At 61.6% G+C, this 12833-nt stretch carries 10 protein-coding genes; 6 read left to right on the forward strand and 4 right to left on the reverse strand.

The window, feature by feature from the left end; all coding sequences use genetic code 11:
• Nucleotides 1-81: 81 nt before the first annotated feature.
• A complete protein-coding gene (locus NN484_RS19435) occupies nt 82-846 on the forward strand; it encodes an AraC family transcriptional regulator (protein WP_274657680.1) in 765 nt (254 codons plus the stop codon).
• A gap of 173 nt (nt 847-1019) precedes the next feature.
• Nucleotides 1020-1913, forward strand: a complete 894-nt coding sequence (locus NN484_RS19440; protein ID WP_215501628.1) for a DMT family transporter — start codon at nt 1020-1022, stop codon at nt 1911-1913.
• On the opposite strand, the gene NN484_RS19445 is transcribed toward NN484_RS19440, so the two are convergent.
• Entirely contained in the window at nt 1907-2194 is a 288-nt protein-coding gene (locus NN484_RS19445; protein ID WP_064586521.1) for an Rdx family protein, read from the reverse strand. The two genes, NN484_RS19440 and NN484_RS19445, sit on opposite strands and share 7 nt — an antisense overlap.
• 71 nt (nt 2195-2265) lie before the next feature.
• Between NN484_RS19445 and NN484_RS19450 the strand changes: the two genes are divergently transcribed.
• A complete protein-coding gene (locus NN484_RS19450; RefSeq protein WP_274657681.1) occupies nt 2266-4467 on the forward strand; it encodes a patatin-like phospholipase family protein in 2202 nt (733 codons plus the stop codon).
• Nucleotides 4468-4563: 96 nt separating this feature from the next.
• Here NN484_RS19450 and NN484_RS19455 read toward each other — a convergent pair whose 3' ends face one another.
• The 3 genes from NN484_RS19455 to recQ all read right to left on the reverse strand — a co-directional run bounded on the left by NN484_RS19455 (nt 4564) and on the right by recQ (nt 9173).
• Nucleotides 4564-6348: a motility hub landmark protein FimV gene (locus tag NN484_RS19455; RefSeq protein ID WP_274657682.1), complete on the reverse strand. Its 1785-nt coding sequence runs from the start codon at nt 6346-6348 to the stop codon at nt 4564-4566.
• A 127-nt stretch (nt 6349-6475) separates the two neighbouring features.
• Nucleotides 6476-6910: a MarR family transcriptional regulator gene (locus tag NN484_RS19460; RefSeq protein WP_064586519.1), complete on the reverse strand. Its 435-nt coding sequence runs from the start codon at nt 6908-6910 to the stop codon at nt 6476-6478.
• A 133-nt stretch (nt 6911-7043) separates the two neighbouring features.
• Nucleotides 7044-9173 (reverse strand): DNA helicase RecQ, encoded by a 2130-nt coding sequence (gene recQ, locus NN484_RS19465; protein WP_127652355.1) that lies wholly within the window; start codon nt 9171-9173, stop codon nt 7044-7046.
• Between the two features lie 414 nt (nt 9174-9587).
• On the opposite strand from recQ, the gene NN484_RS19470 reads away from it, so the two are divergent.
• The 3 genes from NN484_RS19470 (at nt 9588) to NN484_RS19480 (ending at nt 12821) form a co-directional block, all read left to right on the forward strand.
• Nucleotides 9588-10175 carry a UPF0149 family protein gene (locus tag NN484_RS19470; RefSeq protein WP_127652356.1) on the forward strand — a complete coding sequence of 196 codons (588 nt, stop codon included), beginning with the start codon at nt 9588-9590 and terminating at the stop codon, nt 10173-10175.
• A gap of 10 nt (nt 10176-10185) precedes the next feature.
• Nucleotides 10186-10581 carry a YbaN family protein gene (locus NN484_RS19475; RefSeq protein ID WP_215501625.1) on the forward strand — a complete coding sequence of 132 codons (396 nt, stop codon included), beginning with the start codon at nt 10186-10188 and terminating at the stop codon, nt 10579-10581.
• A gap of 137 nt (nt 10582-10718) precedes the next feature.
• Complete coding sequence (locus tag NN484_RS19480) at nt 10719-12821, forward strand: hypothetical protein (RefSeq protein ID WP_274657683.1); 2103 nt, start codon at nt 10719-10721, stop codon at nt 12819-12821.
• Nucleotides 12822-12833: the final 12 nt, after the last annotated feature.

Genomic DNA, 12833 nt, shown 5'->3' on the forward strand with positions numbered 1-12833 from the left:
GACAGGCATGCGTCAATCGTGTGACAGCGCGCAGACCGGTGGCCCCGGTGTAGACTGGCGCTCACTTCGGAGACTTCTGCCATGCGCCCGATCCTGACCCTGCGCCAATACACCCACGACCTGATCGTCCACAGCCACGACCACGCGCAACTGGTGTTCGGTTTGTCGGGCGCGCTGGATTTCGAAGTCGAGGGCCGTGGCAGTCAGGTGCGCCAGCAGAGTTTCGTGGTCGTCCCGTCCGGCGCCCATCACGCCTGCGGCAGCCCGCAAGGCAGCCGTTGCCTGGTGCTGGACATCCCCAACGAGCAATGGCTGACGGATTCGCTGGGCGAGCATGCCGAGGCCAGTCGCCAGTTGCTCGACCGCCCGGCGCGGTTGGCGCTGGACGCCGGACAAAGTCAGCTGGTCAGTTGGCTGGCGAACAGCCCGGTCAGCGATCCGTTGATCGCCCGCCAGGGCGCGGTGCTGTTGCTGGCCAGCCTGAATCACACCCGCCCCGCTGAACTCAGCGCCCGCCGCCTGCCCTACGCGGCCCTCGATGCGCACATCGAGCAATACGCCGCCTATCCGCTGCAAGTGGCCGACCTGGCGCAGATCGCCGGGCTGTCCAGCGCACGTCTGCATGCACGCTTCATGGCCGAATGCGGGCAGACACCGATGGACTACATTCGCAGCCGGCGCCTGCACAAGGCGGTCGGCCTGTTGCGCGAGACCGCGTTGCCGATCGGCGAGGTCGCCAGCCGGGTCGGTTACAGCTCGCAAAGTGCTTTCTGCGCAGCAGTGCTGCGTGAGTTCGGTGCCTCGCCCGGCCGGTTGCGCCGCGATTCCTGCGACAAAAAACGCTAGTTCGCCGACAGACTTCTGCGCCGCAACACGCTTCAATGTCTCCCATGTTCCCCTGTAGGAGCTGCCGCAGGCTGCGATCTTTTGATTTTGACTTTTCAAGATCAAAAGATCGCAGCCTGCGGCAGCTCCTACAGTGATGGTGTTGTGTATCGACAGACTCAAGAAGGATTGCAATGACTCCGCGTACCGCCCTCGGCGCCCTGCATATCGGCGCTCTGATGTTCGGCCTGACCGGTGTGTTCGGCAAACTCGCTGCCGCCTCGCCGGCGGTCATCGTCTTCGGCCGCGCCGCGTTCGCCGTGCTCGCCCTGGCCTTTTTCGCCCGCTTCGCCAGCCAGAACGGCTGGCAGAAACTGCAGGCGGTCGATTGGCGGCGCCTGGCGCTCAGCGGCGTATTGCTGGCCGGGCACTGGGTGAGTTTTTTCATCGCGGTGAAGGTGGCCGGGGTGGCGATCGCGACGCTGGGCTTTACCAGTTTCCCGGCCTTCACGGTGATTCTCGAAGGGTTGATCTTCCGCGAACGCATCCGCACCAATGAAATCGTGCTGGTGGTGCTGGTCAGCGTCGGCCTGGTGCTGGTCACCCCGGCGTTCGACCTCGCCAGCGGCGCCACCACCGGGCTGCTCTGGGCGGTGCTGTCGGGCCTGCTGTTCGCCCTGCTCTCGCTGACCAACCGCGCCAGCTCCGGGCGCATCCCGGCGGTGCAGGCGGCGCTGTGTCAGAACGTGGTAGTGACGCTGTGTCTGCTGCCGGTCGCCGCCCCGCAACTGAGCGAAGTACGGGCCCTGGACTGGTTGTGGATCGGTCTGCTCGGGGTGTTCTGCACCGGCGTCGCGCACAGCCTGTTCGTCGCCAGCCTGGCGGTGATCAAGGCACGTACCGCCGCCGTGGTGTTCGCCATGGAACCGGTCTACGGCATCACCATCGCCTGGCTGCTGTTCGACGAAAACCCGACCGTGCGCATGCTGATCGGCGGCGCACTGATCATCGTCGCCATCGTGGTCTCGGCGCGGATGTCAGGCAGTGCCGACAAGAAAACCGTCGCTGCCGAAGCCGCGTCTCACTGAGTACGGTCGTTGTGGCCGAGGTCGCGGTCAGGGTCGATCTGATCGCGCACCCGCTGCTTGAGCACCTTGGCCTCGGGAAAACCACCGTCCGCCTTGCGCTCCCAGATCTGCACGTCGTCGCAGCTGATGTGGAACACCCCGCCGGTGCCGGGCACCAGCGAGACCTTGCCGAGGTCATCGCCGAAGGTGCTGAGCAGCTCCTGCGCCAGCCACGCGGCGCGCAACAGCCACTGGCATTGGGTGCAATAGGTGATGACGATTTCCGCTTTGGCGACGGTCATGTTCACTGAAACTCCTGAGACAGAGGGCGCCGCTATAATAGCCGGCTTTATCGCTTGCCCCGAGACTCACCATGCGCCGTTTGCTGTTCTGCCTGCTGCTTGGCTTCCTGCCGTTTTTTGTTGATGTCAGCGTTCATGCTGCCGAAGCGCCACGCCCGAAAGTCGGTCTGGTGCTGTCCGGCGGTGCCGCCCGTGGCCTGGCGCACATCGGCGTGCTCAAGGCACTCGAGGAACAAGGCATCAAGATCGATGCGATCGCCGGCACCAGCATGGGCGCGGTAGTCGGTGGCCTGTATGCCTCGGGCTACAAGATCGATGAACTGGAAAAACTTGCGCTGAATATCGACTGGCAGCAGGCGCTGTCCGATTCCCCGCCACGGGAAGACGTGCCGTTTCGACGCAAGCAGGACGACCGCGATTTTCTGGTGAAACAGCAACTGAGTTTTCGCGATGACGGCAGCCTCGGCCTGCCGCTGGGGGTGATTCAGGGCCAGAACCTGGCGCTGATGCTGGAAAGCCTGCTGGCGCACACCAGTGATACCCGGGACTTCGACAAACTGCCGATCCCGTTCCGCGCCGTCGCCACCGACATCGCCAATGGCGAAAAAGTGGTGTTCCGCAAAGGCCACCTGCCCCAGGTGATCCGCGCCAGCATGTCGATCCCGGCGGTGTTCGCCCCGGTCGAGCTGGACGGACGACTGCTGGTGGACGGCGGCATGACCGACAACATCCCCCTCGACGTCGCGCGGGAAATGGGCGTCGATGTGGCGATCGTCGTTGACATCGGCACCCCGCTGCGCAACCGCAAGCAACTGACCACCGTGGTCGACGTGCTGAACCAGTCGATCACCTTGATGACCCGGCGCAACTCCGAAGAGCAACTGGCCGCCCTCAAGCCCTCCGATGTGCTGATCCAGCCGGCGCTGGCGGCGTTCGGCGTCACCGATTTCGGCAAGGCCCAGGAGATGATCGACGCCGGTTACCGCGCCACACGGATTCTCGACGCCCGACTCGCACAGCTCAAGCCCCGGCAATCCCAGGACGCCGAACTCAATGCCGCCCGCGCGCCGGGGCAGCGCACCCCGATCATCACTGCGATCAAGGTCGAGAACGACTCGAAAGTCGGTGACGAGGTGATCCGCTATTACATCCGCCAGCCCATCGGTGAACCGCTGGACCTCGGCCGGCTGCACTCGGACATGGGCACGCTGTACGGTCTGGACTACTTCGAACAGGTGCAGTACCGCGTGGTGCACAAGGGCCAGGATCACACGTTGGTGATCAGCGCCCGGGGCAAACGCAGCGGCACCGATTACCTGCGCGTCGGCCTGAACCTGTCGGACGACATGCGCGGCGACAGCGCTTTCAACCTTGGCGCCAGCTATCGCATCAATGGCATCAACCGCCTCGGCGCCGAATGGCTGACCCGGGCGCAAATCGGCGACAAGCAGGAGCTCTACACCGAGTTCTATCAGCCGCTGGACGTCGGCTCACGCTACTTCGTCGCCCCGTATGCCGCCTTTGAGGCGCAGAACGTCGACGCCGTGCTCGACAACGACCCGATCGCCCAATACCGCGTCGAACGCTACGGTTTCGGCCTCAACGTTGGCCGGCAGATCGGCAATAACGGCGAAATCCGCTTCGGGGTCGGCGAGGCCTGGGGCAAGGCGGATGTGCGGATCGGCGATCAGGACCTGCCGAGCGAAAACTTCACCGAAGGGTTCTATTCGTTGAAGTACTCGTTCGACTCGCTGGACAACGTCTACTTCCCCCACGAAGGCAAGGACGTCAGCCTGACCCTGATGCAATTCGAACCGGGCCTGGGCTCGGACACGCGCTACCGACAGTGGGAGTTCAAACTCGACAAAGCCATGAGCCATGGCCCCGACACGCTGATTCTCGGCGGGCGCTACGGCCGTACCCTGGACGACGCCAATGTGGTGACATCAAGCTTCCTGCTGGGCGGTGCGCGGCAGTTGTCGGGGTTCCGCGAGGATTCGATCTCCGGGCAGAACGTCAGCCTGATGCGCGCGGTGTATTACCGCCGGTTGACGCCACGTTCGTACCTGCCGCTGGACTTCCCGCTATACGCCGGCGCCTCACTGGAACGTGGCCGGGCGTGGAACAACGATAATGAATTCGACAGTGGCTACATCAATGCCGCCAGCGTGTTCATCGGTTTCGATACGCCGTTGGGGCCGTTGAATTTCACGTATGGCTTGAATGATGCGAATGAGCAGGCGGTTTATCTGAATCTGGGGCAGACGTTCTAGGCACTGTCCTGATTTGATGTCGCCTGACAATCCGCCTTCGCGAGCTTGCTCGCGAAGGCGTCAGAACAGGCACCGCATCAGCCAATGACACTCAGATCAACGAATACCCGCCAGCAAGGTTCTGACGGTTTGTTTAAGGGGTTCATCCCCTTCCCTGAGCAACTCATTGAGCAACGCGATCGCGCTGTCGATGTCGCCGTCATCGATGCAGGTCTGCGCCTGTTCGAGTTTCCCCGACCCGGTTACAGGTTCCGGCTCTTGCAATACCAGCGGCTCCAGCGCCAGTGATGGCGGCGGACCGCCGAACTGATTGAGAAAGTCATCGTCCAGCGGCTGTGCGTCCGGCTCAGGGACCCATTCCAGTTCCGCCTCGTCGTTCTCTGCGGTTTCGGGCAACTCGAAGTCTGCCGGCATCACCTCAAGGCCCGAACCCGACGCGGCGGCGTCTGCTGAGGACTTGTCCGCTGCCGCACGGCTATCCTCCAGATCCCAACTGGAGTCCATCGACAACTCGCCCAGGTTCAATTCGAAATCATCTTCAGACGTGGGTTGCGCAGCAGCGACCGGTGCCGCAGCGATGACAGGCAACACCGGCGTCAGCGGTGCAACACTGTTGAGCTTTGGATGACGCGCACGGATCGCCTCCAATTGCTGCGGATCAACCCCTGCCCCGCGCAACTGGCTTTCCTGTTGCTCATACGCCGCGCTGTCGCCCTGGCGACCCAGCACCTCAAGTAACTGCAGGCCCAGATCGTTGCGTTCCGGCTCCTTGTCCAGCGCATTGCGTAACAGCCCGACGGCCTCGTTCAGGCGTCCGTAGGCCAGGTAGATCCCCACCGCCTCCAGCACATCGCCCGCCGCTGGTTCTTCACGCTGCTCGGAGGCAGCGCTGATGCTGGTCGAGGGTGCGGTGGGGGTGTCATCAAAGTCCGGTTGAGGGCCTGTCGGGACAAAACCCACTGGCGCAGCATCCCGGGCCAGTTGCCGTCGACGGCGCAGGAACAGCCCGCCGCCCAACAGTCCCAACAACAGCAGCAAGCCACCCAGCAGCGGCCAATTGAGGCCATCGTCTTCGGCTTGCGGCGCTGCGGTTGATGCAGGCGCTGGTGCCGCCGGCGTGATGACAGGCGCCGCTGGCTTTTGCAGCTCGGTCAAACGCGTTTGCAGATCGCTGACCTGCTTTTTGCCATCAGCCATCTGGACATCCTGCGCCTGCAGTTTCGCGTTCAGCTCATCGACGGTCTTTTGCAGTTGCTGGTTCTGCAGCACGCTGGCCGCCAATTGCTCGGCCAGTGCCGCGTTGGCCGCGTTGGCCGCTGCAGGCGCGGGTGGCACTGGCGCTGAAGGTGCGGCGTCACGTTTGCCCTGGGCAGCCGCAGGCGCCGTCGTGGCGGGTTCGACGGAGGGGAATTCAGAGGATTGCCCGCGCGGCTCGGGCTCATCCGTGGCCGGCACGATGTTCGGCGAACCGGGTGGATCGATCAGCACCGTGTACTCGCGCAGCAAGCGGCCATTGGGCTGGTTGAGCTGCAGCAGAAAATTCAGAAACGGTTCTTTGACCGGTTTACGCGAGGTCACCCGGATCATCTGGCGATTGCCCTGCAGGATCGGGGTGAACCGCAGGTCGTTGAGGAAGAACACCCGCTCGACCCCGGCCCGGCCGAACTCATCCGCCGTGGCCAGGCTCACCGAGAGGTCACTGGCGCTGAGGCCTGCGGCATCGACCAATGCGATGTCGGCCTTGAGCGGCTGATTGAGGCCCGAGTGAACCGTGATGTCCCCCAGGCCCAGGGCCATCGACCAGGTCGAATAGCTGAATACGCCAGCGACCAGCAGCCATTTGGCGCCACCGCGCAGTACTACGTGCCGACTTGCGAGCATGAGCATCCCTTAAATAAGCAAAACCGGTTTCTATGCGTTCGCACATCCGGTACGAACACGATATTGCCCAGTAGTTCTTATAGTCTGCTCAGCGCGATCCCTCAAAAAACCGCTGCACGGTTATGCCTCAAGATTTTTCCAGGTTGGCCAGAATGTGCCCGTGAACGCGCATGCACACCTTCATATCCGCCTCGTCGATACCGACGAACAGCTCGCTGCGCAGTTGCGTGGCAATGGTTTCGATTTGTTCGATCAGCGGCAGCGCCGGGGCGCAGAGAACGATTTTTTTCGCCCGGCGGTCTTCCATCACGGACTGGCGTTGCACCAGGCCCTGGCTTTCCAGGCTATCGAGCAGACGCGCGAGGGTCGGGCCTTCGACGCCGACGCTTTGCGCCAGCTCGCGTTGAGTCGGCGCGTCTTCGAAACGCGCCAGATGCAGCAGCACCAGCCAGCGTGCCTGGGACAGACCCAGGCCAGCCAGCCGGCGATCCAGTTCGGCACGCCAGCCACGGGACATCTGGGCCAGTTGCATGCCAAAGCGGTGTTGATCGGTTAACGGCATAAAACACTCATGAGTAGACTGACAAATAGAGAAAAACTAATTATTAGTCAGCTAAGCATGACATTTGGCTATAGGCAAGAGCCGACCGGTACTGAATCGTTACAACTGCCTGACGGTTGGCGCAAACGCCGTCTTACATTTCGAATTCAGATTGCAGCGCAGCCCTTACGCAATAAAGCACGCCTTCCGGAACGCGACCGGCGAACAGCTCGGCCACTTCGGCGACCGACGGCAACTCGCCCTCGCCGTCGAGGAACGCGTCCTGCACTTCCCCCATCAGCTCTTCCGGCAAATCCAGCGCCTGTTCCAGCGACAACTGCTGCTTGCCGATAGCCTCGGCGAGCATGCTGTAGACATTCTTTTCCGAGCACTGCAACTGCCCCGCGATCTGCATCGGGGTCATGCCGGCGCGGGCCAGGGTAATCAGCTCGTGACGCACGTCGGCCACCACTTTCGGCGCCTCGGCCTCGCCGCCGAGCACCTCGAGGAAGGCCTCGCCGTAACGCTCCAGCTTGCGCGCACCGACCCCGCTGACCCGGGCCATGTCGGCCAGCGAGGTCGGCTGGCTGCGGAGCATTTCCAGCAGCGTCGAGTCGGGGAAGATGACGTACGGCGGCACGCCATGTTCTTCGGCCAGTTTGCGCCGCAGGGCGCGCAGGGCCTCCCACTGTTCGCGTTCCTCGCCGCGCACCAACTGGCTGGCCGGGCTCTTGCTGGCGGTTTTGGCGGTGACTTGTGGCTTGAGGTCGCGGCGTAATTCCAGGGTCACTTCGCCCTTGAGCAATGGCCGGCAGGTATCGCTGAGACGCAGACCGCCATAGCCTTCGTGGTCGACATCAGCCAGGCCGCGAGCCACCAACTGGCGGAACAGCGAGCGCCATTCGCTCTCGCTCAGCGCCTTGCCGACGCCGTACACCGACAGGTGCTGATGGCCGAAGCTGCGGACCTTTTCGTTGTCCTTGCCCAGCAGCACGTCGACCAGATGACCGACACCATAACGCTGGCCGGTGCGATAGATCGCCGACAGCGCCTGACGCGCAGGCTCGGTGGCATCCCAGGTCTGTACGCCGTCAACGCAGTTGTCGCAGTGGCCGCACGGCTCGGGCATGTCTTCGTCGAAGTACGCGAGCAGGGTCTGACGGCGGCAGCGGGTCTCTTCACAGAGCGAGAGCATGGCGTCGAGCTTGTGCTGTTCCAGACGCTTGTGGCGCTCGTCGCCTTCGGAGTTCTGCAGCATCTGCTTGAGCATCACCACGTCTTGCAGACCGTAGGCCATCCACGCATCCGCCGGCAGGCCGTCACGGCCGCCACGACCGGTTTCCTGGTAATAGGCCTCAAGGGATTTCGGCAGATCGAGGTGCGCGACGAACCGCACGTTGGGCTTGTCGATGCCCATGCCGAACGCCACGGTGGCCACCATGATCAGGCCTTCCTCGTTGAGAAAGCGCTTCTGGTGATAGGCGCGCAGGTCGTTAGGCAGACCGGCGTGATACGGCAGCGCCGGGAAGCCTTGCTCGCTGAGGAATGCGGCGACTTCTTCAACCTTCTTGCGCGACAGGCAATAGACGATGCCGGCATCGCTGCGCCGCTCGGCGAGGAACGCCAGCAACTGCTTGCGCGGCTGTTCCTTGGGCACGATGCGGTAGAAGATGTTCGGCCGGTCGAAGCTCGACAGGAAGCGCTCGGCGTTCTGCAGGTGCAGGCGGGTGACGATTTCTTCGCGGGTGCGCTTGTCGGCGGTGGCGGTCAGAGCAATGCGCGGCACGTCGGGGAACATTTCCGCCAACTGGCCCAGTTGCAGGTATTCCGGACGGAAATCGTGGCCCCATTGCGACACGCAATGCGCCTCGTCGATGGCGAACAGGGCGATGTTCAGCCCCTGCAGGAACGACAGCATGCGCGGCTGCACCAGACGCTCGGGCGCCAGATAGAGCATCTTCACTTCGCCACGCTTGATTCGCGCGGCGAGGTCGCGCTGTTGTTCGGCGCTCAAGGTAGAGTTCAGCGCAGCGGCGGCCACGCCCAGCTCTTCGAGGGTGGCGACCTGATCGTCCATCAAGGCGATCAACGGCGACACCACCACCGCCAGGCCCTCGCGCAATAGCGCCGGCACCTGGAAGCACAGGGATTTGCCGCCACCGGTAGGCATCAGCACCAGCGCATCACCGCCGCTGGCCACGCGCTCAATGATTGCACCCTGACGGCCACGGAAACTGTCGTAGCCGAAGATGTCCTTGAGGACGCGTTGAGCCTGTTCGAGCATAAAAACTCCAAAAATCTACCGAAACATCCCTGCACAGGCTGGTTCAGGACAGCCACAGCTGCTTAAACAAAACGTAAGAGCGCATTGCCAGACCACCGCAATACGAGCAGGGAGCGCAAAACGCGGCAGTATACCCGAGCCCTTCCCGGCAGGGGGTGCCGCTGAGAAGACTCAATCCGCCACACGGTCTCGCTTTCCCCTGTAGGAGCTGCCGAAGGCTCGGGCCGCGTTCGGACGATCTTTTGATGTTGATCTTGAAAAACAAAATCAAAAGATCGCAGCCTTCGGCAGCTCCTACAGGGATGAGCGGTGGATATGCAGGCTGTGGCAGGGCAAATCTGCCGTGCGGCTGGCTTGAGCGCTCAAGAAGGCCTAGAATTCCCGCATTGTTTATTCCCCCAAGGTAGCCCCGTAATGTCCTTCGCTGAGCAACTAACCCGCCTGCAAGTCTTTCTCGACGCCGACGAGCTGCACGAAGAGGCGCTGGATTACGTGGCCGCCCACGGTTACCTGACCGCGCTGTCGATCTGCTCGGACATCGTCCCTGATCGTGAGTGGATCGACGCCCTGTTCGCCGAAGAGCCGCATTACAGCAGCGACGCGCAGCGCGCAGAGATCGAAGCCACCCTGATCGGCCTCAAGGCCCACATCGCCCGCCAACTGGCGTCCGACGAAGAGTTCGAGCTGCCATGCGATCTCGACCTGGGCGACGACCCGGACGATTCCGAACTGCGCGGCTGGTGCATCGGTTTCATGGAAGGCGTGTTCCTGCGTGAAGCCGCCTGGTTCGAGACCGCCGAAGAGGAAGTCAGCGAAATGCTCCTGCCGATCATGGTCGGTTCCGGCCTGTTCGACGAACAGCCAGAGTTCGAAGACATCGCCAAGGACGCCAACCTGATGGACGACATGATCGTGCAGATCCCGGAAGCCCTGACCGCGCTGTACCTGCTGTGCCAGGCGCCAGACGAAAAACCGGCGATCCTCAAGCCACGTCACCACTAAGACCCTGCCTATGGACAACCCCATAGGCAACCGCCCCCTGATGTTGCGCTACATCCTGCTGGCCATCGGCTGGCTCAGCGTGGCATTGGGGGTGATCGGGATTTTCCTGCCTGTTCTGCCCACCACCCCCTTCCTTCTGCTCGCAGCGGCCTGCTTCGCGCGCAGCTCTCCGCGTTTCTATCACTGGCTGGTCGGGCACCCAAAGCTCGGGCCATGGATCCGCAACTACCTCGATGGCAACGGCATTCCGCTCAAGGGCAAGGTCTACGCGATCGGGCTGATGTGGGCGAGCATTCTGTTCTCCTGCTTCCTGGTGCCACTGCCGTGGGCGCGAGGGTTCATGCTGACCAGTGCGGTGCTGGTGACGGTTTATATTTTGCGGCAGAAGACCCTTGGCAAACGTTGAACAAGCACATTCTGAAATGACCTTTCATCCGAAAAAGCTGCGCACCTGTTATTTCTGACAGTAGCCATCCGAGGCATATTCACACCTAAATAACTCCATCGTCAGTCTTTACCAGAAGCTGGACTGGAGTTCCGATCATGCTCAATCAGCGCAAGCAAAGTCTTACCCCTTTGGCGCTTCTCGAACCCGATATTCCCGGGCGTACCCGGCCCATAATGGACTCCGGTGAATGGGGTATAAACCTGGCCGCCGCGAAGCTCAACTTTCCGGAAGATGGTTTATTGGTGCAGATCCCCGTCTGGCTTCACAAAGGCCTGGGAGACCTTGTCGAATTGCTACTCCATGAGAAAGTCGTCGACCAAAAGTACATTGAAGACCCTGCCGAACTAACGCAACGCACGACATTGTGGGTGGCAGAGCGGCACATTCCGAGCGGCTCGTACTCATTGTCCTATCGCGTCACACGGCTCAACCAGACCCCGGAAACCCAGACCCCGCCTCTCAGGCTATACGTCAAACTCGAACTTCCCGGAGGCCAGGACACCAACCCTGAGCCAGGCCACTCGAATCTTTTCATGCACATCCCCCCTGAAATCATCAGCGGTGGCGTGGACAAAGAGGTGGCTGAAGCAGGTGTGCCCATTACCATCCGCTCCGCCAGCGGGACCGGTTTGCCCTATCCGAATATCGCGGAAGGCGATTGCGTCATTCTGAGCTGGGGCGGCATCTTTATGTTTTCCGATCCGGTCACCGATTTACAGATCAGCGACCCGGTCAACCATCCTCTCATCATCCATGTCACCAAAGAAGTCATTGAGCGCTCCGGAGACAGTGACAGCTCCGGGCTGGCCGTCACCTACAAGCTGCGCGACATTGTTGGCAATGAGTCTACGGACTGGAGCGACGCCATACGCATTGTGGTCAACATCGGCATCAGCCTGCTGCTCGCCCCTATCGTCAAGGAGGCCATCAACAATGTCATTGACCTTGATGAGTTGGGCGATGACCAACTGACGGCTCAGGTCTGGGCTACAGATTCTACGCTGCAGAAAAACGATGTTATTCACCTGAAGATGCGCGGGACGACCGAGAGCGGCGAAACCATCGAGGTAGCTGCTGAGCCGCAGACCGTCGACAACCTGCCGCATACCTATGAGTTTTATTTCGACAACGTCGATGTGCGCAAACTGACCAATACCCAGGTCACTTTCCTGTATACGGTGGTACGTGCCGACACCCCGGAACCTTTACGTTCCAAAGGCCAGTTTGTCCAGGTCATTGGCGAGGCACAACGCCTGGCCGCTCCGCGTGTCATCGATGAACACCAAGGTGCTATCAATCCTGATCTGCACTACGTACGCCTGCACATTCCGCATAACCCACTCATCGTGCAAGGTTCGGCGCTCGATATCATCTGGTTCGGCAGGAGGCCCGATGGCAGCACTCACAATCCCGAACTGGACTGGTATTTCCCAGACAATCAGGAAGCCAGTGACCCCGAAGGGTTCGTCATCACCGTAGCCACCATTGAGGACAATCATCTCAAAACCCTGGAGGGCGGAACGCTGACTATCGCCTACTACCTGCTGACGGTCGAAGGTGACGACACCGTCTCTCGTGAATCACGGCACACCAACGCATTCCAGGTGGGCGAACCGCAATTCGAGCTGATCAAGCCGGATATCCTGGGCGAACAGGACGGCGTGCTTAAGCCCGAAGACTTGTCCAACGGCACCAGCAGACTGACCGCCCCCCGGCCAACCGGGACGCCGAGCGAGAATAAGGACGTTGTGATCTTCACTTGGTTTGGCGAAATCACCGGCAAGGTGGAAGACTCGGTCAACAACGTGGAAGCCTGGGTGAGTCGCTATGGCAACGCGCCACGCAGCAGCTGTGCGTTCAATATTGACCCTGCACAATTCCAGCTGAGCATCGACGTGCGTCCCAGCGTCCCCGATGGCGATGGCTGGAATGAGGTCATGGTCGAAACATGGCCTCAGGACATTCCCTTACGAATCCCGCTTGAAGCTTTCTACTACAGCCTCAAGGCGCATTACGCGAGCGATGGGCTGTCACAGGCTCAGTTCGCCCAGCGTGACTACTTCCAGACCACGGGACGCTTCTTGCCCATCGTCCTGATTGATCTTGAAGCGCCGGCAAACCAGGTCTTCACATACAACCCAGTCGAACAGAACTCACCTGGGGCGCCCGCCCGTGTGTTGGTCATACCGGACCTGTAACTCTGTCGCGCT

The organism is Pseudomonas serboccidentalis (assembly GCF_028830055.1).
GTDB classification, from domain to species: Bacteria; Pseudomonadota; Gammaproteobacteria; order Pseudomonadales; family Pseudomonadaceae; genus Aquipseudomonas; species Aquipseudomonas serboccidentalis.

Coding starts and splice junctions, on each gene's coding strand:
- NN484_RS19440 (WP_215501628.1), top strand. CDS start 1,020: ATGACTCCGCGTACCGCCCTCGGCGCCCTGCATATCGGCGCTCTGATG.
- NN484_RS19445 (WP_064586521.1), bottom strand. CDS start 2,194: ATGACCGTCGCCAAAGCGGAAATCGTCATCACCTATTGCACCCAATGC.
- NN484_RS19450 (WP_274657681.1), top strand. CDS start 2,266: ATGCGCCGTTTGCTGTTCTGCCTGCTGCTTGGCTTCCTGCCGTTTTTT.
- NN484_RS19435 (WP_274657680.1), top strand. CDS start 82: ATGCGCCCGATCCTGACCCTGCGCCAATACACCCACGACCTGATCGTC.
- NN484_RS19460 (WP_064586519.1), bottom strand. CDS start 6,910: ATGCCGTTAACCGATCAACACCGCTTTGGCATGCAACTGGCCCAGATG.
- recQ (WP_127652355.1), bottom strand. CDS start 9,173: ATGCTCGAACAGGCTCAACGCGTCCTCAAGGACATCTTCGGCTACGAC.
- NN484_RS19475 (WP_215501625.1), top strand. CDS start 10,186: ATGGACAACCCCATAGGCAACCGCCCCCTGATGTTGCGCTACATCCTG.
- NN484_RS19480 (WP_274657683.1), top strand. CDS start 10,719: ATGCTCAATCAGCGCAAGCAAAGTCTTACCCCTTTGGCGCTTCTCGAA.
- NN484_RS19455 (WP_274657682.1), bottom strand. CDS start 6,348: ATGCTCGCAAGTCGGCACGTAGTACTGCGCGGTGGCGCCAAATGGCTG.
- NN484_RS19470 (WP_127652356.1), top strand. CDS start 9,588: ATGTCCTTCGCTGAGCAACTAACCCGCCTGCAAGTCTTTCTCGACGCC.